This is a genomic window from Amycolatopsis sp. NPDC028719 (assembly GCF_055565395.1).
On the sequence record NZ_JBVHUL010000001.1, the window covers coordinates 570,400 to 591,137 of the forward strand.

22 protein-coding genes are annotated in these 20,738 nt (G+C 71.4%); 12 read left to right on the top strand and 10 right to left on the bottom strand.

The genetic code is table 11. The features are described from left to right. Position 1: 1 nt before the first annotated feature. Genes ACZ4TR_RS02750 through ACZ4TR_RS02770 form a run of 5 tightly spaced genes read left to right on the top strand, consistent with a single transcriptional unit; the run spans position 2 to position 3,990 of the window. The gene (locus ACZ4TR_RS02750; protein ID WP_465285482.1) at positions 2–766 is read left to right on the top strand and encodes an ABC transporter substrate-binding protein; all 765 of its coding nucleotides are present in this window, start codon (positions 2–4) and stop codon (positions 764–766) included. A 7-nt stretch (positions 767–773) separates the two neighbouring features. Then, on the top strand, positions 774–1,553 hold the full coding sequence (locus ACZ4TR_RS02755) for an ABC transporter substrate-binding protein (protein ID WP_465285483.1): 780 nt from the start codon (positions 774–776) through the stop codon (positions 1,551–1,553). 6 nt (positions 1,554–1,559) lie between these two features. Beyond that, positions 1,560–2,327, top strand: a complete 768-nt coding sequence (locus ACZ4TR_RS02760) for an amino acid ABC transporter permease (protein WP_364510741.1) — start codon at positions 1,560–1,562, stop codon at positions 2,325–2,327. After that, positions 2,324–3,067 (top strand): amino acid ABC transporter ATP-binding protein, encoded by a 744-nt coding sequence (locus ACZ4TR_RS02765; RefSeq protein WP_465286274.1) that lies wholly within the window; start codon positions 2,324–2,326, stop codon positions 3,065–3,067. The genes ACZ4TR_RS02760 and ACZ4TR_RS02765 overlap by 4 nt, the downstream gene beginning before the upstream one ends. 41 nt (positions 3,068–3,108) lie before the next feature. Further along, positions 3,109–3,990 carry an MOSC domain-containing protein gene (locus ACZ4TR_RS02770; protein WP_465285484.1) on the top strand — a complete coding sequence of 294 codons (882 nt, stop codon included), beginning with the start codon at positions 3,109–3,111 and terminating at the stop codon, positions 3,988–3,990. Here ACZ4TR_RS02770 and ACZ4TR_RS02775 read toward each other — a convergent pair. Then, entirely contained in the window at positions 3,873–4,679 is an 807-nt protein-coding gene (locus ACZ4TR_RS02775; protein ID WP_465286275.1) for an SAM hydrolase/SAM-dependent halogenase family protein, read from the bottom strand. The two genes, ACZ4TR_RS02770 and ACZ4TR_RS02775, sit on opposite strands and share 118 nt — an antisense overlap. A gap of 47 nt (positions 4,680–4,726) precedes the next feature. Between ACZ4TR_RS02775 and ACZ4TR_RS02780 the strand changes: the two genes are divergently transcribed. The 3 genes from ACZ4TR_RS02780 to ACZ4TR_RS02790 all read left to right on the top strand — a co-directional run bounded on the left by ACZ4TR_RS02780 (position 4,727) and on the right by ACZ4TR_RS02790 (position 6,883). Next, positions 4,727–5,728, top strand: coding sequence for a phosphoribosylaminoimidazolesuccinocarboxamide synthase (locus ACZ4TR_RS02780; RefSeq protein WP_465285485.1), 1,002 nt, complete (start codon positions 4,727–4,729; stop codon positions 5,726–5,728). After that, positions 5,649–6,113 (top strand): NADPH-dependent FMN reductase, encoded by a 465-nt coding sequence (locus ACZ4TR_RS02785; RefSeq protein WP_465285486.1) that lies wholly within the window; start codon positions 5,649–5,651, stop codon positions 6,111–6,113. Before ACZ4TR_RS02780 ends, ACZ4TR_RS02785 begins: the two co-directional genes overlap by 80 nt. Before the next feature lie 74 nt (positions 6,114–6,187). After that, complete coding sequence (locus tag ACZ4TR_RS02790; RefSeq protein ID WP_465285487.1) at positions 6,188–6,883, top strand: DUF2334 domain-containing protein; 696 nt, start codon at positions 6,188–6,190, stop codon at positions 6,881–6,883. A gap of 167 nt (positions 6,884–7,050) precedes the next feature. On the opposite strand, the gene ACZ4TR_RS02795 is transcribed toward ACZ4TR_RS02790, so the two are convergent. Continuing rightward, entirely contained in the window at positions 7,051–7,656 is a 606-nt protein-coding gene (locus tag ACZ4TR_RS02795; RefSeq protein WP_364510757.1) for a TetR/AcrR family transcriptional regulator, read from the bottom strand. Between the two features lie 91 nt (positions 7,657–7,747). Between ACZ4TR_RS02795 and ACZ4TR_RS02800 the strand changes: the two genes are divergently transcribed. Next, the gene (locus ACZ4TR_RS02800) at positions 7,748–8,692 is read left to right on the top strand and encodes an SDR family NAD(P)-dependent oxidoreductase (RefSeq protein WP_465285488.1); all 945 of its coding nucleotides are present in this window, start codon (positions 7,748–7,750) and stop codon (positions 8,690–8,692) included. A 17-nt stretch (positions 8,693–8,709) separates the two neighbouring features. On the opposite strand, the gene ACZ4TR_RS02805 is transcribed toward ACZ4TR_RS02800, so the two are convergent. From ACZ4TR_RS02805 to ACZ4TR_RS02815, 3 genes are read right to left on the bottom strand one after another with little or no spacing between them, the layout of a single operon-like run. Then, positions 8,710–9,345: an MBL fold metallo-hydrolase gene (locus tag ACZ4TR_RS02805; protein ID WP_465285489.1), complete on the bottom strand. Its 636-nt coding sequence runs from the start codon at positions 9,343–9,345 to the stop codon at positions 8,710–8,712. 33 nt (positions 9,346–9,378) lie between these two features. Next, a complete protein-coding gene (locus ACZ4TR_RS02810; protein ID WP_465285490.1) occupies positions 9,379–10,149 on the bottom strand; it encodes a tyrosine-protein phosphatase in 771 nt (256 codons plus the stop codon). A gap of 3 nt (positions 10,150–10,152) precedes the next feature. Next, positions 10,153–11,085 carry an ArsR/SmtB family transcription factor gene (locus tag ACZ4TR_RS02815; RefSeq protein WP_465285491.1) on the bottom strand — a complete coding sequence of 311 codons (933 nt, stop codon included), beginning with the start codon at positions 11,083–11,085 and terminating at the stop codon, positions 10,153–10,155. Positions 11,086–11,146: 61 nt separating this feature from the next. Between ACZ4TR_RS02815 and ACZ4TR_RS02820 the strand changes: the two genes are divergently transcribed. Next, on the top strand, positions 11,147–12,292 hold the full coding sequence (locus tag ACZ4TR_RS02820; protein WP_465285492.1) for an MFS transporter: 1,146 nt from the start codon (positions 11,147–11,149) through the stop codon (positions 12,290–12,292). A 34-nt stretch (positions 12,293–12,326) separates the two neighbouring features. After that, the gene (locus tag ACZ4TR_RS02825) at positions 12,327–13,823 is read left to right on the top strand and encodes an aldehyde dehydrogenase family protein (RefSeq protein WP_465285493.1); all 1,497 of its coding nucleotides are present in this window, start codon (positions 12,327–12,329) and stop codon (positions 13,821–13,823) included. A gap of 86 nt (positions 13,824–13,909) precedes the next feature. Here the strand turns inward: ACZ4TR_RS02825 and purQ are convergent, their stop codons facing one another. Both purQ and purS read right to left on the bottom strand, forming a co-directional pair. Further along, positions 13,910–14,587 carry a phosphoribosylformylglycinamidine synthase subunit PurQ gene (gene purQ, locus ACZ4TR_RS02830; protein ID WP_465285494.1) on the bottom strand — a complete coding sequence of 226 codons (678 nt, stop codon included), beginning with the start codon at positions 14,585–14,587 and terminating at the stop codon, positions 13,910–13,912. Then, positions 14,584–14,823, bottom strand: coding sequence for a phosphoribosylformylglycinamidine synthase subunit PurS (gene purS / locus ACZ4TR_RS02835; RefSeq protein WP_086675945.1), 240 nt, complete (start codon positions 14,821–14,823; stop codon positions 14,584–14,586). Before purS ends, purQ begins: the two co-directional genes overlap by 4 nt. A 160-nt stretch (positions 14,824–14,983) precedes the next feature. Here purS and ACZ4TR_RS02840 point away from each other — a divergent pair, with 160 nt between their 5' ends. Next, positions 14,984–16,555, top strand: coding sequence for a GMC family oxidoreductase (locus ACZ4TR_RS02840; RefSeq protein ID WP_465285495.1), 1,572 nt, complete (start codon positions 14,984–14,986; stop codon positions 16,553–16,555). Positions 16,556–16,649: 94 nt separating this feature from the next. Here ACZ4TR_RS02840 and ACZ4TR_RS02845 read toward each other — a convergent pair whose 3' ends face one another. From ACZ4TR_RS02845 to ACZ4TR_RS02855, 3 genes are all read right to left on the bottom strand, one after another. After that, complete coding sequence (locus ACZ4TR_RS02845; protein ID WP_465285496.1) at positions 16,650–17,078, bottom strand: pyridoxamine 5'-phosphate oxidase family protein; 429 nt, start codon at positions 17,076–17,078, stop codon at positions 16,650–16,652. A gap of 66 nt (positions 17,079–17,144) precedes the next feature. Then, positions 17,145–18,890 carry an ABC transporter ATP-binding protein gene (locus tag ACZ4TR_RS02850; RefSeq protein WP_465285497.1) on the bottom strand — a complete coding sequence of 582 codons (1,746 nt, stop codon included), beginning with the start codon at positions 18,888–18,890 and terminating at the stop codon, positions 17,145–17,147. Beyond that, a complete protein-coding gene (locus ACZ4TR_RS02855) occupies positions 18,887–20,521 on the bottom strand; it encodes an ABC transporter ATP-binding protein (protein ID WP_465285498.1) in 1,635 nt (544 codons plus the stop codon). Before ACZ4TR_RS02855 ends, ACZ4TR_RS02850 begins: the two co-directional genes overlap by 4 nt. Positions 20,522–20,738 lie beyond the last annotated feature (217 nt).

Genomic DNA, 20,738 nt, shown 5'->3' on the forward strand with positions numbered 1-20,738 from the left:
CATGAAGAAGCTGATCGTCACCGTGCTGGCCGCCGCTCTGACGCTCACCGCGTGCGGTGGTTCGGACAACGCGTCCTCGACGCTGCGCGTGGGCACGCTGAGCGACGCGCCGCCGAACATCTACCTGAAGGACGGCGACTACACCGGCTTCGACAACGAGCTGCTCAAGGCCATCGCGGCCAAGCAGAACCTCAAGCTGGAGTTCGCCGCGACCGACTTCTCCGCGCTGCTCGGGCAGGTCGCGTCGGGCCGCTACGACATCGCCAGCTCGGCGATCGCGCAGACCGACGAGCGCAAGAAGACAGTCGACTTCTCGTCGGCCTACGACTTCGAAACCATGAGCATCCAGGCCAAGCAGGGCACGCCGGTCACCGACGAGCAGGGCCTGGCGGGCAAGCGCGTCGCCGTCATCCAGGCGACCGTCGGCGACCACTGGCTGGGCAGCACCGTGCCGGCCGCGCAGGCCGTGCGGTTCCCGGACTACGCCGCCGCGCTGACCGCGTTGAAGAGCGGCGCCGTCGACGCGTACATCCTCGACCAGAGCATCGCCGAGAAGAACGTCACCGATAACCCGGACGCCAAGCTTGTCGTCGTGAAGAGCTTCGTCACCGACGTGCCGCACGGCTTCGCGGTGAAGAAGGGCAACGCCGAGCTGCTGGGCAAGATCAACGACGGGCTCAAGCAGGTGATCTCCGACGGGACCTGGCTTAAGCTGCACCAGCAGTTCCTGCCGACCGCTCCGGTGCCGGCCGGGTTCCAGGGTTAGGAGAAGCATGAAGAAGACACTGGTCGCGGCGCTCACCGCGACGTTGCTCGCCGCGCTGACGGCGTGCGGCGGCTCGGACAGCGGCGGCGACAAGACCTTGCGTGTCGGCACGCTGAGCGACTCGAAGCCGAACGCCTACCAGGAGAACGGCAACTACACCGGCTTCGACAACGAGCTGCTGAAGGCCATCGCGGCCAAGGAGGGCCTGAAGCTCGAGTTCGCCGCGACGGAGTTCTCGGCCCTGCTCGGCCAGGTCGCCAACGGCACGTTCGACATCGGCAGCTCGGCGATCTCCCAGACCGACGCCCGCAAGAAGACCGTCGACTTCTCCGCGCCGTACAACTACCAGGCCCTCGGCATCGAGGCCAAGGAGACCGCGGGCATCACCGACGAGAACTCCCTGGCGGGCAAGCGGGTCGGCGTCGTCCAGGGCACGGTCTCGGACACCTGGCTCGGCACGAACGCGCCGACCGCGCAGGCCGTCCGCTTCCCCAACGACGCCGCGGCCCTCAACGCCCTCAAGACCGGCGCGATCGACGGCGCGGTGTTCGACCAGGCCACGGCCGAGGACTACGCCAAGAACAACGCCGACGCGAAGCTCAAGGTGACCAAGGCGATCACCACGACCATCCCGCACGGGTTCGCGTTCAAGAAGGGCAACACGGACCTCATCAACAAGATCAACGACGGCCTGAAGAAGGTCATCGCGGACGGCACGTGGGTCAAGGTGCACGACCAGTTCGAGCCGACCGCGCCCGTGCCCGCCGAGTTCAAAGCGGGGCAGTAGTCCACAATGGACGATTTCGTCAACACGTTCCTGAACTGGGATTACATCTCCCAGGTCCTGCCGGACCTGCTGAAGACCGGCCTGCTGAACACGCTCATCCTGTCGGTGTCCTCGGCGCTGATCGGCACCGTGCTCGGCATGCTGCTGGCGGTGATGGGCCTGTCCACCAAGTGGTGGCTGCGCTGGCCCGCGCGGGTCTACACCGACATCTTCCGCGGGCTGCCGGCCATCCTGACGATCCTCCTGATCGGCCAGGGGCTCGGCACGCTCGCGCGGGACGTCGTCGGCACGAACCCGTACCCGATGGGCATCCTGGCGCTGTCCCTGATCGCGGCGGCCTACATCGGCGAGATCTTCCGCTCCGGCATCCAGAGCGTCGACAAAGGACAGATGGAGGCCAGCCGCGCGCTCGGCATGAGCTACACGAAGTCGATGCTGCTAGTGATCATCCCGCAGGGCGTCCGGCGCGTGCTGCCGGCGCTGGTGAACCAGTTCATCGCGCTGGTGAAGGACTCCAGCCTCGTCTACGTGCTCGGCCTGCTGTCCGGGCAGCGTGAGCTGTTCCGGATCGGCCAGGACCTCGCGGCGAACACCGGCAACCTGTCGCCGCTGGTCGCCGCCGGCGTGTTCTTCCTGGTGATCACGGTGCCGCTGACACACCTGGTGAACTACATCGACAAGAAGCTCCGGACCGGCCGCAAGGTGCGCGCCGACGACCCGGACGACAGCGACCCGGTGGAGATCGGTCCCGGAGGGAGGGTGAGCACGTGGTGACGACGACGGCGGTGCGCTCGTCCAGCGTGGAGCTGCGCGACATCCACGTCAGCTTCGGCACGCTCGAAGTCCTGCGCGGCGTCGACCTCAAGGTCGAGAGCGGCCGGACGACCTGCGTGATCGGGCCGTCCGGCTCCGGCAAGTCGACGCTCCTCCGGTGCGTGAACCGGCTGCAGGAACCCGACTCCGGCGACCTCCTCCTCGACGGCGAGTCCGTGATCAGGTCCGACCCGGACGCCCTGCGCCAGCGCGTCGGCATGGTGTTCCAGCACTTCAACCTGTTCGGTCACCGGACGGTGCTGGACAACATCGTGCTGCCGCTGCGCAGCGTGAAGAAGCTGAGCAAGGAGGAAGCGGCGGCGATCGCCCGCGCGCGCCTGGCGGACGTCGGCCTCGCGGACAAGGCGCCGTACCGGCCGAGCGCGCTCTCGGGCGGTCAGCAGCAGCGTGTCGCGATCGCCAGGGCCCTGGCGATGGACCCCGAGGTGATGCTCTTCGACGAGGCCACCAGCGCACTCGACCCCGAGCTGGTCAAGGGTGTGCTCAACCTCATGGCGGGCCTGGCCTCGCGCGGGTTGACCCTGATCGTCGTGACGCACGAGATGGGCTTCGCGCGCAGCGTCGCCGACGAGGTCGCGTTCATGGACGCGGGCCGCATCGTGGAGCAAGGACCGCCGGCGCAGATCTTCGACGAGCCGCAGAGCCCCCGCCTGCAGCGATTCCTGTCTCAGGTGCTCTGAACCGGGCGCTTCGCCGCCGTGCCCGCGGGTAGCCTGCGGGCATGGCGAGGATCGCGCGGCTGACGTACTACCCGGTCAAGGGCTGTGCCGGCACTTCGGTGCCGGCCGCCGAGGTCGGACCGGCCGGACTGGCCCACGACCGGGTCTTCCAGGTCGTGGCGCCGGACGGCGACTTCCGCAGCCAGCGCCGCTACCCGGTGCTGGCCGCGGTCCGGCCGCGAGTCGACGGCGACAGGCTCGAACTCGCCGCGCCGGGCATGGAAGACCTCGTCCTCGACATCCGGCGAGCCGGCCCGCAGCACCCGGGCTCGACGTTCTCCTGGCACGGCACCGGCGTCCACCAGGGCGAGGAAGCCGCGCAGTGGTTCTCGGAGCTGCTCGGCCTGCCGTCCGTCCTGATCGGCGTCGCGCCGGACCACGAGCGCGTCACGGGTGGCGAGACGCCCGGCACCGCCGCGTTCGCCGACGGGCACGCGCTGCTCGTCGCGTCCGAGTCCTCTTTGGACGGGCTGAACGAGCGGATCGCGTCCCGAGGCGGCGAACCCGTGCCGATGGACCGCTTCCGCCCCAACATCGTCATTTCCGGCTGGGTCGAGCCCCACACCGAGGACGAAGTCCGCGCGATGACCGCGGGCACGGCGGAGTTCGGCTACGCCAAGCAATGCGTGCGCTGCACGGTGCCCATGGTCGACCAGGAGACGGGCGAGAAAGCCGGCCCGGAGCCGATCCGCACGCTCGCGAGCTACCGCCGGCACCCGGACGGCGGCGTGGTCTTCGGGATGAAAGCCGCCGTCCTGCGACCCGGTCAGGTGACGGTCGGCGACGAGGTGATCGTGCACTCCTGGGCGGGCCCCAACCCCAGCACGGCCGCGGCGGAACCGCCGTTGACGGCGACGGCGAGCCGTCCTGCGGAGTCGGTGTAGAGCACGCTCGCCCCGGCGGGCACGTCGGCGAAGGTGCGCCCGATCTCGGTGACCACCGCGACCCGCTCGCTGTGCACGGAAACCGCGCCGGACAGCCCCGACAGCTCCAGGTCTGCCGGGGTCGCGGCGAGCTGGACGTTGCCGAAGTGATCGACCGTCAGCACCTCCGACACCAGCTTCCCGGGGAACGCGGCCACGAACGGCTCCGGCAGTTCGACCAGGCCGGACACGGGGTCGCCGAAGTCGGCCGGTGCGACTCCCAGCGCCAGGTGCGCCGCCGCGGGCGCGAAGACGTCCCGGCCGTGGAACGTCGCCGACGTCACCGGCAGCCGCAGCGACGGCTCGGCCAGCTCGTACGCGGCTTGAACCCCGCCCAGCGCGTGGGCGGCCGGCAGCAGGAGGCCGTTGTCCGGCCCGACCAGCAGCCCGCTCCCGGCGACGACGACCACGCCGAGCCGGTCCGTGCCGACGCCCGGGTCGACGACGGCGACGTGCACCGCCTCCGGCAGGAACGGGACCGTCTGGGCCAGCGCCATCGCCCCGTGCCGGACGTCCTGGGGTGGCACCTCGTGCGTGACGTCGAGCACCCGCACGGCGGGCGCCAGCCGCGCGATCACGCCGTGGCAGGCCGCCACGAAGCCGTCGCGCAGGCCGTAGTCGGTGGTCACCGAGATCCAGTCGTACGCCATGCCAGCATCATCCATGGTGGCGGAGGGTGCGCGTTAGGGTTCAGCGCGTGACACCCCTCCCCACCCCCGAGCGACTCACCTCCGGCAAGGTCCGTGACCTGTACGCCATGGACGACCACCTGCTCATCGTCGCTTCCGACCGCATCTCCGCCTTCGAGCGCGTGTTCCCCACCGACGTCCCGGACAAGGGCCGGGTGCTCACCGCGATGAGCGTGTTCTGGTTCCGCGAGCTGGCCGACGTGCTCCCGAACCACCTGGTGGCCTCCGACGGCCCCGGCGTCCCGGATGCCTTCCGCGGCCGGGCCCTGCTGGTCGAGCGGCTCGACATGCTGCCGGTGGAGGCGGTCGTTCGCGGCCACCTCACCGGCCGCGGGTACGCGGACTACCGCCGGTCCGGAGCGGTGTGCGGCCTCACGCTGCCGCCGGGGCTGGCCGAGTCCGCCCGCCTCCCGGAGCCGATCTTCACGCCGTCCACCAAGGCGAGACCCGGCGAACCCGACGAGAACATCGACTTCGACACCTTCACGTCGGTCCTCGGCCGCACGCTCGCCGAAGAGGTCCGCGAGGCGTCGCTCGAGCTGTACCGCCGGGGCGCCGCGCTGGCCGCCGAGCAGGGCCTGCTGCTGGCCGACACGAAGTTCGAGTTCGGCATCGGCAAGAACGGCGGCCTGGTGCTCGCGGACGAGCTGCTGACGCCGGACTCCGCGCGCTACTGGCTGCCCGACGGCCACAGTCCCGGCCGCCCGCGGCCGTCGTTCGACAAGCAGCACGTGCGCGACTGGCTGGTCGACCCGGTTTCCGGCTGGGACTGCGTGTCCGCGCTGCCGCCGTTGCCGCCCGAGGTGGTGACCGCCACGCGCGACCGGTACCTCGAGGCATGCCGCCGCATCACCGGGCGTTCCCTGGCAGACTGGCTGCGTGATCCTGCTGATCTGCGGCAGCCTGCGAGCAGGCTCCGGCAATGCGGCGGTGCTGGGGACCGTGGCGACGCTCACCGCGAGCAAGACGTACACCGGCCTCGGCGACCTGCCGCACTTCAACCCGGATGACGATCGCGACCCGCTGCACCCGGAGGTCGCGGCGCTGCGGGCGGCCATCAAGGAAGCGGACGCGATCCTGATCTGCACGCCGGAGTACGCGGGCGGCCTGCCGGGCTCGTTCAAGAACCTCCTGGACTGGACGGTCGGCGGTGGCGAGATCTACGGCAAGCCGGTGTCGTGGATCAACGCGTCCTCGGTGGCGGCCCCGACGGGTGGCCGCGACGCGCACGACTCACTGCGCAAGGTCCTCACGTACGCCGGCGCGAAGATCGTCGACGAGGCGTGCGCGCGGATTCCGGTCTCGCGCGCGGACGTCGCCGACGGTCAGGTCGCCGACCCCGACCTGCGGGGCCGGATCGCGGTGGCCGTGAAGCGGCTGCGCGAAGGCGTCTGACCCTTCCGGCAACGGACGCGCGCCCGTTCTGCGCAGTTCATGGGCCCTTTAGACGCGTGCGGCCCAATGGTGGCGTGGACGCTCGCTTGCTGGTTTCGCTGTCGGGAATCACCCCGCGCACGCTGCACCGGTGCGCCGACCTCGCGGCCGAGCTCGACCGCCGCAAGGTGCCGCTCTCGGTGCTGTACGCCGCCCGCACCGGCGGCGGCCCGGTGACGGAATGGGTGCGCACGCGCGCCCGAGTCGGTGATTCCGTGCTGCTGCACGGGTACGACCACACCGTCACGCCCACGCACCGCACGGTGTACCTGGGCAAGAAGGCGGAGTTCGCGACGCTGCCGGCGCACGAGGCACGGCTCCGGCTGATCGCCGCGAAGGCCGCCTTGGACAACACCGGCCTGACGGTCGACGGCTTCGCACCGCCGCGCTGGATCGCCTCCCCGGGCACGCTGCAGGCGCTGACGGAGCACGGCTTCCGCCTGTGCGCGGATCTCGGCGCGGTGCGCGACCTCGTCACGGGCGAGGTGCGCCGGGCGCGCGTGAGTGAGTTCACGAGCCAGTCGCACCGCACGGAAACGGTGCGCTGCTTCGCGCTGGTGCTGGCGGCGGCCCGCGCGGCCCGCCGGGGCGGCCTGGTCCGGCTGGGGGTCGACGCCGCGGACCTCATCCGCCCCGGCCTCCGCCAGGCCCTGCTCGACGCCGTCGATGTCGCCCTGGAGAACCGCGCGTTCGGTGCCACCTACGGCTCGCTTCGGACGGTGGCGGCCTGAGCGATGGTCAGCTGGACCGTGCTGCAGGCGAGTTCTGGCAGGTCCGGGCTGGCGAGGCGGTGGGGGCCGCAGCGCGGGCACGCCTCGAACCCGGCGGCCAGCCGCCGTCGGTTCACTCTGGAGTTGTCAATGATCGCCCCTGACGGGGATTGGGCTCGCTCCTCACCTCAGTGCGCCGGGTTCGGGTCGAGGAGCACGTCGAGCCGTCCGAAGGCCATGTCGACCGCCGGGGCGAGCGCGGGTGCGTCGGCTCCGGCGAGCCGGCTGCCCGCCTGGTAACAGGCGACCGCGACCTGCGCCGCCAGGACCGCGACCTCACGGGGTGTGCCGCGTTCCAGCAGGATCGCTTCGCCCAGTTCGGCGAACCGTTGCAGCTTCCGCGCGCTGCGGTCCTTGAGCTCCGGGTTCTCCTCCAGCAGCCGCTGGTGCATTTCGTAGTGCGCGGCGTCCGCCGTGGCTTCCGCGCACACGTCCAGCACCAGAGCGCGGACCTGCTCCAGCGCCGCCGGAAGGTTCCGGGGTGCCTCCCCCGGCGTAGCGCGCTGCCGCTCCGCCAAGTGGTCCAACAGTTGCTGCTCGTCCGAAAACACCACCTCCTGTTTGTCGCCGAAATACCGGAAGAACGTCGTGCGCCCCACCTCCGCGCGCTCGGCGATGTCCGTGACGGTGACATCGGTGAACCCGCGCTCCGCGAACAGTTCGAAGGCTGCCTCCACGATCTGTTCACGAGCTTGTTTCTGCTTTCGCTCCCGCAGCGAGGGGCGTTGTTTCATGGCTTCACAGTAGCGGAACCGGTATCGAGTCCGCTACGGTACCGAGTATCAGTTCGAATCGAGTACCTGATCGGATGAAGGGACCAGCGCCATGACCCAACCGGCCAAGACACTGCTCATGACCGGGGCGAGCCGGGGTATCGGCCGCGTCGCGGCGGAACGGCTGCTACGGGACGAAAAGGACCAGCTGGTGCTGGTCGTCGTGAGAGGGGAGGAGGCCGGGCGCCGGCTGACGCGAGAACTGGCCGCGCGCACGGGGAACCCGAACGTCCGCGCGGTGTCGTGCGACCTCGGCTCGCTCGCGGAGGTGCGCGCGGCGGCGGAAACCGTGCGGAAGATGCTCGACGAGCGGGAGATCCCGCCGTTGACCGGGCTTCTGGCCAACGCGGGGGTGCAGATGGCGTCGGCCACGAAGACGACGGCGGACGGGTTCGAAGCCACGTTCGGGATCAACGTCCTGGCGAACTACCTGCTGCTCCACCTGCTCGCCGACCGGTTCGAGCCGGGCGCGCGCGTGGTGGTGACCGGAAGCGAGTCGCACTTCGGCGACTTCCGGCACAACCTGGGCCTCGTCCCGGCGCCCCGGTGGGCCGACCCGCGAAGCCTCGCCCGGCCGGGTGCCGGTCCGGCGGCCGAAACCGTGGCCGCGGGGCGCCGCGCCTACTCGACCAGCAAGCTCGGCGTCCAGTACCTGGTGCACGCCCTCGCGAGGCGGCTTCCCGAGGTCGACGTCTACGCCTACACCCCCGGACTGGTCCCCGGCACGGGCCTCGCCCGGGACGCCGGCGCGATCCAGCGCTTCGGCTTCCGGTGGCTGCTTCCGCTGCTGTGGGCGACGCCCATCGCGTCGAGCCCGCAGACCGCCGGGGTCAAGCTGGCCGCGGCCATGACCACACCCCGGCCGGCCGAGTCCGGGGCCTACCTCGACCGCGGCCGGGTCGTGCCGTCGTCGGCGGAGTCGTACGACGAGGAGCGGGAGGAGGAGCTGTGGCGTGGTGCGGCCGAGTTGTGCGGCGTGCCGGTCGGTCCGTCGTGACCCGCACGCCGCGCGGCCTAGAACTTCGCGGGCTCGGCCCGGTCCAGCACCTTGACCTCGGTTCCCTCCGGCGCGAGGTTGCCGAACAGGCCGTAGTGCATGGCCGGGTTGGCCAGCACGGCTTCGTGGATCGGCACGGCCACCCGCGGCGCCACGGCCCGCAGGTAGTCGACCGCCTCGCCGGCCTTGAGCCACGGCGCGCCCGTCGGCAGGCCCAGGATGTCGATCTTCTGCTCGGGGACGAAGAACGAGTCGCCCGGGTGGAAGAACGCGCCGTCGTCGAAGACGTAGCCGATGTTCGGGATCACCGGGATGTCGGAGTGGATGACGGCGTGCTCGCCGCCGACCGCCTTGATCGAGGTGTCGCCGACGGCGAACGCGTCACCCACGTCGGCGATGTCGAACGGGACGCCCAGCTTTTCGACCTCGGGCGCCGAGCCCGGGTCGACGATCAGCTTCGCGTCCGGGTTGGCTTCGAGGATCTTCGGCAGCCGGTCGACGTCCAGGTGGTCGAAGTGCTGGTGCGTGACCAGCACGGCGGACAGTTCACGCTCACCCTCGAACCCGGTGGAGAACGCGCCGGGGTCGATCAGGATTCGCTCGGAGCCGGTCTCCAGCAACAGGCAGGCGTGTCCGAAATGGACGATACGCATCGATGTTCTCCTTCGCAGGTGGTCGATTCCAGCCTAGTCCCGGTTCGTCAGCCGGTGCCGGATGTCGTCGAGGTCGCCGCGGCGCACCCCGGCATCGAGGAGGTACCGCTCGGCGTCGAACCCCTCGAGGATCTCCCGGATGACGGCCGCTGCCGTCGTGCCCCGCTCCGCGAGGAGAGCCTCGATGACCGGCCTTTGGTCTTGGGCGCCCAGCTCGGCGAGCAGCGGTTTGAGGGCATCGGCGGACAGTGCGTAATCCGCGGCGATCGCGTCGGCTTCGACGCCGGCGAGCGCCAGCAGCAGGAGCGCGACCAGCCCGGTCCGGTCCCGCCCCGAACCGCAGTGGAACACGACGCCACCGGGGGCGGACCGCGCGATCGCCTCGAAGACAGCCGCGCAGCGCTCGGCCTTCCGTTCGAGGAAGACGGGGTAGTAGAGCGGGGTGCCGTTCAGCCGTTCGCCGTTGACGTAGCGCCAGAACCCGACGTCGCCGATGTCGTCGAGGGGAACTTCGACGCGGTCGATACCCGCCGGCGTCGTCACGTCGGCCGCGGCGGCGAACTGCGCCGAACCCGCCAGCGCCGTCGGGCTGTCCGTCGTCGGCCGGATCTCGTCGGCGTTGCGCAGGTCGATGACGGTCCGGACGCCGGACTCTCGCGCCTGCGCCCAGCCCGCCTCGGTCACGAACCGGAGGTCCGCCGCTCTGAAGAAGGCACCGCGGCGAGTCGTGCGACCCGCTCCGGTCGGCAGGCCGCCGAGATCTCTGGTGTTGTGGAAGCCTTCCCAAGTCACCGCTCTGCTCATGCGTCACAGTTTGCCCGTGAGCAGCGCGTCGCCGAGCTCTGTCCGCCGGTACAGCACCCGGTGGCCGCGACGCTCCGACGTGAGCAGCCCCGCTCCTCGCAACGCCGTGAGGTGCGCGGAAACCGTCGCGGGCGCCAAGTCGTGGCGCCGGGCCAGCTCGGTCGTCGCCGCGGGGCGGTCGAGGGTCGTGAGCAGCAGGGCCCGCGTCCGGCCGAGCACCTCGACCAGCGGCTCCGGCGGCGCCGCGGAAGACGCCCACAGCGAGGCGACCCCGCGAGCGGGGTAGAGCAGTGAGATCTGCCAGGGCGGCACCGTCACGACGCCCACGTTCGGCCACGCGAACACCGCCGGGATCAGCAGCAGTCCGCGCGAATCGATTTCCAGGCGCTCGCGTGCCGGGAGGTCGACCAGCACCGACGTGTCCGACAGCCGCACGCGCGGGTGCAGCCCGGCCAGCATCGACGCGATCCCGCCGGAACCCAGCTGCCGCGTCCGGTGCGCGATGTCCGCCGCCAGCAGCTCGCGCAGGCGGGGCCACTCCGGCGCGAGCAGCGTGTCCCACACCGTCTCGAGCTGGTCGGCCAGCAGGTCGCGCGCGGTCGCCGGGTCGTCCGGCAGCCGCGAAAGGTCGGCGTCGACCATCCCGAGCTCCAGCGCGACCTGGTGCGGTGGCGTCGCCCGGACCGCGCGCAGCTGCGCCTCGGCCGTCGTCTCCGGGTCTTCGGGCGGCGGGCTCAGGAACTCGGTGATGTAGTGCCGTGCGCCCAAGACCGCGGCCAGCTCGGGCACGTCGGGAACGCCGGCGAGCCACGGCAGGTGCGCCGGGTGCCGCCGGACGCCGAGCAGTGTCCGAACGGCCCCCAGCACCTCCTCCAGCGGCGAGATGGCGAAGCGGACGCGTTGCGCGCCGGCCGCCGTCAGCACGAGCTCGATCATCGGTGATTCGCCCTCACCCGAATCAGTGTGCACTGAGGGAGGCGCGGACGAGCGTGTGAGCATGTCGTTGTTCACCCATCGCGCCTACTGGCGCTGGTCGGCAGGTGTCCAGTTCGCCCGGTTGCCGGCGACCATGGCGCCGCTCGCGTTCACCCTGCTGACCACCGCGACGACCGGTTCGTACCGGCTCGGCGGCGTGCTGATGTCGGTCTACGTCGCCGCCGAAATGGTCTGCGCGGTGCCGGTCGGACGGCTGCTCGACCGCGTCGGCCCGGCCCGCGGCCTGCCGGCGCTGCTGCTCCTGACCGCGGCGGGGTTCGTCGCGCTCGCGCTGGCCGCCGCGGCGGCCGCACCCGGCGCCGTCTTGCTGGCGGTCGTCCTGCTGCCCGGCATCACGGGCGGGGCGTTGTCCGGCGGGTTCCGGACGCTGCTCGCGGACACGGTCGACGACGGGCTGCTGCCGCGCGCGATCTCCGTCGACGCGATGATCCTCGACGGCGTGCTCGTCGGCGGTCCGGCGTTGGTCGCCCTGCTCGACATGGCTGGTTCGCTCGTGCCGCTGGCCGCGATGGCCGTCGCCTGCGTGGTCGCCGCCGCGCTCGTCCCCCGGCGCGCGGGTGAGCGCGAACGGGTGGAATCCGCCGCCGACATCGCGCCCGCGCGGCTCGTCACCTACCTGCCCTGGCTGTGCTGCGCCTTCACCATCGGGCTGCTGACGTCGACGATCGAGGTCGCACCGTTGCCGCTGGTCCAGCGCCTCGGCGCGCCCGACACGGCCGCGCCGGTGGTGATCGCCGTACTGACCGGAGCGAGCATCGCGGGCAGCCTGCTCTACGTGTGGCGGGGCAAGATCGGCGACCCACGGCTGTTCCTCGGCGGGTTCATCGTCGGCGGGATCGTGCTCGCCGCCGACCTGGGCTGGGCGGGCTTGCTCGGGTCCGTGGCCGTGATCGGCGCGTGCGGCGGGCCGCTGGTGGCCGCGACCTCGGTCAACCTGCAGCGCGTGCTGCCGAAGAATCGCAGGTCAGCGGGGTTCTCGCTGTCCTTCACGGTCCAATCGGCCGGCTTCGGGGTCGGTTCGCTGGCCGTCGGCGTGCTGCCGTTGTGGCTCGCACCGTTGTTCGGTGTCTTTGCCGCGGCGATCGCGGGTGCAATGCTGGTGGCGAAGCCCGCGAGAGCTATTGGCACGATGTCAGTAACGTCGTAGCCTGGGCTGACCCGCTACCTCCAGGGAGACGCCGATGACTGCCGTCCAGCCGAAGCCGACGTCGGTCGGCGAGACCTTCGACTCGCTCAGCCCGGCGACCGACGAGGTGGTCGGAACCTACCCCGTGCACTCCGCCGAGGACGTCCAGGCGGCCGTCGCGCGGGCGCGTGTCGCGGCGAAGTGGTGGGAGGGCCTGGGCTTCGCCGGGCGCGCCGAGCGGCTCCGCGCCTGGAAGGGCGTGCTGACGCGCCGGCTCCCGCAGCTGTGCCAGGTGGTCCGCGACGAGACCGGCAAGCCGATCGCGGACGCGCAGCTCGAGAGCGTCCTGGCCATCGAGCACATCGCCTGGGCCGGCAAGCACGCGAAGAAGATCCTCGGCAAGCAGAAGCGCTCGGCCGGGCTGTTGATGTCGAACCAGGCGGCGACCGTCGAGTACCAGCCGCTGGGCGTGGTCGGCGTGATCGGCCCGTGGAACTACCCGGTGTTCACGCCGCTCGGCTCCGTCGCGTACGCGCTCGCGGCGGGCAACGCCGTGGTGTTCAAGCCGAGCGAGTACACGCCGGGCGTCGGGAAGTGGCTGGTCGACGCGTTCGCCGAGATCGTGCCGGAGCAGCCGGTGCTGCAGCTGATCACGGGCTTCGGCGAGACGGGCGCGGCGCTGGTGCGAGCTGGTGTCGACAAGATCGCGTTCACCGGCTCGACGGCGACGGGCAAGCGCATCATGGCCGCGGCGGCCGAAACGCTGACGCCGGTGGTCATCGAGGCGGGCGGCAAGGACCCGGTGCTGGTCGACGCGGACGCGGACCTCGACGCGGCGGCCGACGCGACGGTCTGGGGCGCGTTCTCCAACTCGGGCCAGACCTGCATCGGCGTCGAGCGGGTGTACGTCCACGAGAAGGTGCACGACGAGTTCGTCGCGAAGGTCGTCGAGAAGTCGAAGGACGTGCGCGCGGGCTCGGACGAGGCCGCGCAGTACGGCCCGGTGACGATGCCCTCGCAGCTCGGCGTGATCAAGCGCCACATCCAGGACGCGCTGGCCCGCGGCGGCAAGGCCGTCCTCGGCGGCGAGGAAGCGGTCGGCGACCGCTACGCGCAGCCGACGGTGCTGATCGACGTCCCGGAGGACTCCGAGGCGGTCACCGAAGAGACGTTCGGCCCGACGGTGACGATCGCGAAGGTCCGCACCATGGACGAAGCGGTCGAGAAGGCGAACAGCACGAAGTACGGCCTCGGCTCGACGGTCTTCTCGAAGTCCCGCGGAGTCGAGCTGGCCGAGAAGCTGCGCACGGGCATGACGGCGATCAACGCACCGCTCTCGTTCGCGGGCATCGCGTCGCTGCCGTTCGGCGGCGTGGGCGACTCGGGCTTCGGCCGCATCCACGGGCCGGAAGGCCTGCGCGAGTTCGCCCGCACGAAGGCGATCGCCCGGCAGCGCTTCACGGCGCCGTTGACGCTGACGTCGTTCAGCCGCAAGGACTCCACGGACGCGCTGGTGGCCAAGCTGGTGACCATCCTGCACGGCAAGCGGTGAGACGGTCCGGGGCTGTGGACAACTCGCGTCCGCAGCCCCGGAACTGTCGGTGCTCCCCGGTAAACTGGAAACCGGGGGGCGGAGGCCTAAGCCTTGATCAGCGCGTCCACCGCGCTGTAGAACATGCCGAGCCCGTCGTCCGACGGCCCGGTCAGCGCGTCGATCGCGTGCTCCGGGTGCGGCATCAGCCCCACGACCCGGCCGTTCTCGCTGCGGATCCCCGCGATGTCGTTGCGCGACCCGTTGGGATTGCCGCCCACGTACCGGAACACGACGCGGCCCTCGGCCTCCAGCTCGTCCAAAGTGGACTGCTCGGCCACGTAGCACCCGTCGATGTTCTTCATCGGGATGAGGATCTCGGCGCCTTGCTCGTACCGCGACGTCCACGCGGTGTCGGTGTTCTCCACCCGCAGCCACTGGTCGCGGCAGATGAAGTGCAGGCCCTGGTTGCGGATCATCGCGCCGGGCAGCAGCCCCGCCTCGCACAGGATCTGGAACCCGTTGCAGATGCCGAGCACCGGCATGCCCGCGCGCGCCGCCTCGATCACCGGCGTCATCACCGGCGCGAACCGGGCGATCACGCCCGCGCGCAGGTAGTCGCCGTACGAGAAGCCGCCGGGGACGACCACCGCGTCGACGTCGTGGAGGTTCTCGTCCGCGTGCCACAACGGCACCGCTTCCGCGTCGGCGTAGCGGACCGCGCGGGCCGCGTCACCGTCGTCGAGCGTGCCCGGGAAGGTGATGACGCCGATGCGCGCGCTCACGCGTCCACCCGCGTGATCGTCCACTGCTCGATGACCGGGTTCGCGAGGAAGCCCTCGGCGATCTTTTCGAGCGTCGCGTCGTCGACCGTGTCGTCGACCTCGATCTCGAAGTGCTTGCCCTGGCGGATCTCCTTGATCCCGGTGAAGCCGAGACGGCCGGCGGCGCCGAGCGCGGCCTGTCCCTGCGGGTCGAGGATTTCGGGCTTCGGCATGACGTCGACGACGACTCGGGCCACGGCAGGCTGCTCCTTATTCACGCAGGTCGTGGGTACCCCGCGAGCATAGTTCACCCAGTTCCGCAGGCCACGGGGGCCGCCGGGAAACCTAGACTGGCCCATGACGCGCCGCTGCGCCATGATGAGTCGTTGACATCGCGCCAACAGCTGTGGAGGCACCGTGGACTCCTACGACTACGTGATCGTCGGCGCCGGGAGCGCCGGGTGCGTGCTGGCGAACCGGCTCACCGAAGATCCGTCGGCCCAGGTCTTGCTGCTCGAAGCGGGTGCGGAGGACACCGCGGACGAGATCCACATCCCCGCGGCGTTCCCCTCGCTGTTCAAGACCCGGTGGGACTGGAACTACGAGACCGTCGAGCAGAAGCACACCGGCAAGCCCGCGTACTGGCCGCGCGGCAAGGTGCTCGGCGGCTGCTCGTCGATCAACGCGATGATCTACATCCGCGGTAACCGCGCCGACTACGACGGCTGGCGCGATTCCCACGGCGCCGAGGGCTGGGGCTGGGACGACGTCCTCCCGTACTTCAAGCGCGCGGAGGGCAACCAGCGGCTCGATGGGCCGCTGCACGGCACCGACGGCCCGCTGAACGTCGAGGACCGCCGGTTCACCCATGAACTTTCGAGCGCGTGGGTCGACTCGGCCGTCGCGTGGGGTCTCAAGCGCACCGACGACTTCAACGGCGAGAGCCAGGAAGGCGCCGGCGTCTACCAGGTCACCTGCAAGAAGGGCCGCCGCTGGTCCACCGCCGACGCGTACCTGCGGCCCGCTTTGGAGCGGCCGAACCTGACGGTGAAGACCTGCGCACCCGCCACTCGCGTCGTCTTCGAGGGCACGCGCGCGGTCGGCGTGTCCTATTTGGACAACGGAGTCGAGACCACGGCGCGCGCGTCGGCCGAGGTGATCCTGAGCGGCGGCGCGGTGAACTCGCCGCAGCTGCTGATGGTCTCCGGCGTCGGCCCGGCGGAGCACCTGCGCGAGCACGGCATCGACGTCGTCGCGGCGCTGCCCGGCGTCGGCGAGAACCTGCACGACCACCCGGCGTGCGGCATTATCTGGTCCACGCGCGGCACAACCGACCTGGTCGACGCGGCCACGCCGCGCGGGCTCGTCCGCTACCAGCTGACCAAGCGCGGGCCGCTGACGTCGAACATCGGCGAGGCGGGCGCGTTCTTCCCGACCACCGGCGGGCTTCCGGCGCCGGACATGCAGATCCACGTCGCGCCGACGCTGTTCTACGACAACGGGATGCGCGAGCCGACGGTCCCGGGCTTCACGTCGGCGGCGACGCTGGTGGACGTCGCGAGCCGCGGCCGGCTGCGGCTGAAGTCGGCGAACCCCGCGTGGAAGCCGGAAATCGACCCGGCGTACTACGCGGAGTCGCGTGATCTGGACACGATGATCGCCGGGCTGCGCGCGCTGATCGAAATCGGCCGCACCGGCCCGCTGAAGCGGTTCCTGGACAAGCCGTTCCTGCCGGCGCGGCACGATCTCAGCGACGCCGAGCTGGCCGAGCACATCCGAGAGAACACGCAGACGCTGTACCACCCGGTCGGGACGTGCTCGATGGGGACCGGGGAGCAGGCGGTGGTCGATCCGCAGCTGCGGGTGCGCGGGGTCGAGGGGCTGCGGGTGGTGGACGCGTCGGTGATGCCCGTGGTGCCGCGCGGGAACACCAATGCGCCGACGATCATGGTGGCGGAGAAGGCGGCGGATCTGATCCAGGGGCGTTGACGGGCTCGGGCCGCGGCCCCCGGTATCCAGTTTACCGGGGGCTACCGACAGTTCCGGGGCGGTGGAAGCGACTTGTCCACAACCGGCGGTCCGGTCAGTTTTTGCCCTGGTCGTTCGAAAGCCACTTCTCCGGCCGGACCCGCACCAGCACCGACCGCTCCCCGAGCGCCGAGTCGACGTACGCCTTCGCCTCGGCCTCGGGCCAATACCGCCCCGCGATCCGCAGCGCCTGCTCGCGCGTCGGCGGCTGGTCGTTGGCCACCACCGGACCCTCCACCGTCACGTACTTGTACGGCGGGTTCTCGTCCTGGACCGCCAGGCTCAGCCGGCCCGCCGCCGTGATCGCACGGTCCTTGACCGTGTCGCGTTCCATCCAGATCAGCAGCTCGCCACCCGGCGAGTAGTCGTACCAAACCGGGACCGCCAGCGGTGCCCGGCCGGCGCGCTCCACCGCCAGCACCCCGACGTGCACCCCGCTCAAGAACGCTTCGCGCTCTTCCGCGGTCATCACGAACGACGACATGTCACTCCCCGGGTAGAAGATCGCCTACCCGGGGAGCAACACGCCACCGACTCCGGACATTCCGGACTACGAAGCCGCCGCCACCAGACGCGCGTAGGAACCGCCGGCCGCCAGCAGGGACGCGTGCGGCCCCAGCTCCGTGATCCGGCCGCCCTCCACCACCGCGACCCGGTCCGCCGCCGCGGCCGTGTGCAGGCGGTGGGCGATCGCGATCACCGTCCGCCCGGCCAGCACGCTGTTCAGCGACCGCTCCAGGTCCCGCGCCGAACCCGTGTCCAGCAGCGACGTCGCCTCGTCGAGCACCAGCGTGTGCGGGTCCGCCAACACGACCCGGGCCAGCGCGAGCTGTTGCGCGATCGATGCCGGTACCGGGTGCTCGCCCGAGCCCAGCTTCGTGTCGAGCCCGGACGGCAGGGTCGCCACCCAGTCCGACGCGCCCGCCGAGGCCAGCGCCGCCAGCAGCTCGTCGTCCGTCCAGTCACCACCCGCCCGGCGGGCCGGCAGCGCCAGGTTCTGCCGGAGCGTCCCGGAGAACACGTGGTGTTCCTGGGTCAGCAGCAGGACCTCGCCGCGCAGGACGTCGTCGGCCAGCGACGAGACGTCCTGGCCGCCGATCCGGACCGAACCCGACGACGGTGCCGCGATGCCCGCCAGCAGCCGCCCGAGCGTCGACTTGCCCGCGCCGGACGGGCCGACGATCGCCAGCCGCTCGCCGCGCGGTACCCGCAGGTCGATGCCGTGCAGCACCTCGCGATCGGCGGTGTAGGCGAACCGGACGCCGTGCACGTCGATGTCGCGCCCGCGCGGGACCTCCGCCACCTTCGGCGACTCCTCGAGGGACACCGAGTGGATGCCCAGGATGCGGCGCGCCGCGGCCGCCGCGACCTGCAGGTCCTCCAGCCAGAACAGCGCCTCGTTCAGCGGCGACGACATCGCCTGGACGTACAGCAGCATCGTCGTGATCTCGCCGAGCCCGGCCCAGCCGCGCGTGTACGCGAGCAGCCCGAGCGGCAGCATGACCGCCAGCGGCAGCACGTAGCTGATCTCCAGCGACGGCAGCCACCGCAGCTGCAGCGACCGCATCCGCCGCTCGCCGAGGATGCTCTGGTCCAGCGCGTCGTACGCCGCGTCGACGCGGCGCTCGGTGAGCCCGAGCGCCTCGACCGTGCGCGCGCCCTCCGCCGTCTCGTGGACGCTGGTCGTCAGGTCCGCCCAGCGGTCGAGCATCCACTGCATGATCGACGGGATGCGCCGCTGGTACCAGACGTTGACGGTCACCAGCAGCGGCACCGCGACCAGCAGGCCCAGCGAGAGCAGCGGCGACGTCAGCACCATCGCGACGACCGTGAACACCACGGTCACGGCCGCGATCAGGATCTCCGGCGCCGCGAACCGCGCCGCGTGGTCGATCCGGCCGAGGTCGGTCGTGGCGCGGCTGAGCAGGTCGCCGGTGCCGGCCGCTTCGACCGTGCCGAGCGGCAGCTGCAGCGCCGTCCCGACGAACTCCTCGCGCGTCTCGGCCAGCACCAGCTCACCGAAGATCGCGCCGCGCATCCGCGCGATCTTCCGAGCCACCGCCTGCAGCACCAGGATCGCGAGGAACGCCACCGCCAGCACGTCGACGTGACCCGTCGTCGTGCCGCCGGCGACGTCGTCGACCAGCGCGCCGAGCAGCTGCGGCGCGGCCAGCCCGATCAGCGTCGCCACGCACAGCGCGCCGAGCAGCAGCCCGAACTCGCGTTTGTGCACCGCCGCCGTCTTCAGCGCCCAGCGCCGGACGTCCCGCCGGGACGCCGTGGGGAGCCGTTTCATACCGTCACTACCTTCGCCGTGAAGACTTCATCCGCCACATGTGTCCACAAGGGACTCTGGCTGAACACCACCGTCGTCTTGCCGCGGCGCAGGGCCGCGACGCGCTCGGTGATGCGTGCCTCCGTGTGCGCGTCGACCGCCGACGTCGGCTCGTCCAGCACCAGCACGTCGGCGTCGGTCGCCAGCGCGCGGGCCAGGTTCAGCCGCTGCCGCTGGCCACCGGACACCTCGCGCCCGCGCTCGCCGATGACCTCGTCGACGCCCTGGGGCAGCGCCTCGACGATGTCGTCGGCGTCGGCCGCATACAGCGCTTCGGTGAGGCTCACGCCGCTCGGCCGCGCCGGCGCCAGCTGCTCGCGCAGCACGCCCGAGAACCAGATGTCCTGGTTGTGCGCGTAGACGACCCGCCGCCGCAGCTCGGCGAGCGCGACGTGGTCCGCCCGGACGCCGCCGACCAGCACCTCTTCGCCCTCGGCCGGGTCAGCGAACCGCGCCAGCCGGTCGGCCACCGCTTCGCCGTCGGCGCCGAAGTCGACGACCGTCAGCCGCCCGGCCGCGACCCGCACGCCGGACTCGGTGTCGACCAGCTCCAGCGGCCCCGCGGGCAGCCGGACCGGCGTCACCGGGTCCGCCAGCTTCGGGGCGATCGCCAGCAGCGTCACCACCTTCCGCGACGCGACCAGGCCCGACGTGATCGAGCCGACGGCCTCCGTCGCCGCGGTGACCGGCCAGACGAGGAACGCCGAAACGCCGTAGAACGCCACCAGCTGCCCGACGCCGATTTCCCCGGCCACGGCCAGCCGTGCGCCCAGCCAGGTGATCACCACGGTGACCAGGCCGGGCAGCGCGATCTCCGCGCCGGCCAGCCACGCCTCGGCCCTGCCGACCTCGATGCCGGCCCGCCGCACCCGCTGGCTCGTCTCGCGGAAGCGGGTGAAGAACCGCCGCTCGCCGCCGATGCCGCGCAGGATCCGCAGGCCCGACACGATGTCCGCGCCGAGCGCGTTGACCTCTCCGCGCTTCTCGCGCTGCTTGGCCTTGCGCTTCTGCAGCGGCGCCAGCAGCGGTCCGATGCCCAGCACCGCGACCGGCACGCCGACCAGCGCGACCACGCCGAGCAGCGGCGACGTCGAGATCAGCCACACGGCGACCACGACGAACGCGAGCAGCGAGCCGAACGCCCGGCCGGTCATCTCGACGGTGTTGCCGATGTGGTTGATGTCGGTCGTGGAGATCGCGACGAGCTCGCCGGTGGTCGTTTTCTCGCGCAGGCCGGCGCCGACGCGCGTGGTGTGCGCCGACACGGCGCGCTGCGTGGAGCCCGCGCCGTGCAGCCAGAGGCCGTAGTTGAGGAAGTGCAGCCAGGTCCCGGTGAGCGCCTGCACCACGCCGAGCAGGGCGGCGGCCACCGCCCAGCGCCAGACGGCGGCACCGTCGTGCGCGCTGACGGCGCCGATGCCCTGGCCGATGACCAGCGGCACCAGCGCACCCGGCAGTGCCCAGACGACACCGAGCGCGGCGGCGCCCAGCACCGTGCCGAGCCGGGCCCGGAACACGGCGAGCAGGAAGCGGCTCGCGCTCGGCCGCGCGGGCAGCCGCAGCGGCGGAAAGGGATACGTGGCGGAAAGCACGATTCCCGACGGTAAGCCGCCGACCAGCTCAAGGCGACCGATTTACGACTGCCCCGCCCGCGCGGCGGCGGCCGTGGCGCTTTCGGGAAGCACTTCGGGGCAGCGCGGCCCGTTGGGGGACCCCCGGTTTCGACGTTACTCGTAGCCGCCGACAATTCCGGGTCGCGCGCCCGAGCCACCGCCGAGTTGTCCACAAGGCGTGTTCACCCACTCGAGT

Coding starts and splice junctions, on each gene's coding strand:
- ACZ4TR_RS02750 (WP_465285482.1), top strand. CDS start 2: ATGAAGAAGCTGATCGTCACCGTGCTGGCCGCCGCTCTGACGCTCACC.
- ACZ4TR_RS02755 (WP_465285483.1), top strand. CDS start 774: ATGAAGAAGACACTGGTCGCGGCGCTCACCGCGACGTTGCTCGCCGCG.
- ACZ4TR_RS02760 (WP_364510741.1), top strand. CDS start 1,560: ATGGACGATTTCGTCAACACGTTCCTGAACTGGGATTACATCTCCCAG.
- ACZ4TR_RS02770 (WP_465285484.1), top strand. CDS start 3,109: ATGGCGAGGATCGCGCGGCTGACGTACTACCCGGTCAAGGGCTGTGCC.
- ACZ4TR_RS02775 (WP_465286275.1), bottom strand. CDS start 4,679: ATGGCGTACGACTGGATCTCGGTGACCACCGACTACGGCCTGCGCGAC.
- ACZ4TR_RS02795 (WP_364510757.1), bottom strand. CDS start 7,656: ATGAAACAACGCCCCTCGCTGCGGGAGCGAAAGCAGAAACAAGCTCGT.
- ACZ4TR_RS02800 (WP_465285488.1), top strand. CDS start 7,748: ATGACCCAACCGGCCAAGACACTGCTCATGACCGGGGCGAGCCGGGGT.
- ACZ4TR_RS02805 (WP_465285489.1), bottom strand. CDS start 9,345: ATGCGTATCGTCCATTTCGGACACGCCTGCCTGTTGCTGGAGACCGGC.
- ACZ4TR_RS02810 (WP_465285490.1), bottom strand. CDS start 10,149: ATGAGCAGAGCGGTGACTTGGGAAGGCTTCCACAACACCAGAGATCTC.
- ACZ4TR_RS02815 (WP_465285491.1), bottom strand. CDS start 11,085: ATGATCGAGCTCGTGCTGACGGCGGCCGGCGCGCAACGCGTCCGCTTC.
- ACZ4TR_RS02820 (WP_465285492.1), top strand. CDS start 11,147: ATGTCGTTGTTCACCCATCGCGCCTACTGGCGCTGGTCGGCAGGTGTC.
- ACZ4TR_RS02825 (WP_465285493.1), top strand. CDS start 12,327: ATGACTGCCGTCCAGCCGAAGCCGACGTCGGTCGGCGAGACCTTCGAC.
- ACZ4TR_RS02845 (WP_465285496.1), bottom strand. CDS start 17,078: ATGTCGTCGTTCGTGATGACCGCGGAAGAGCGCGAAGCGTTCTTGAGC.
- ACZ4TR_RS02850 (WP_465285497.1), bottom strand. CDS start 18,890: ATGAAACGGCTCCCCACGGCGTCCCGGCGGGACGTCCGGCGCTGGGCG.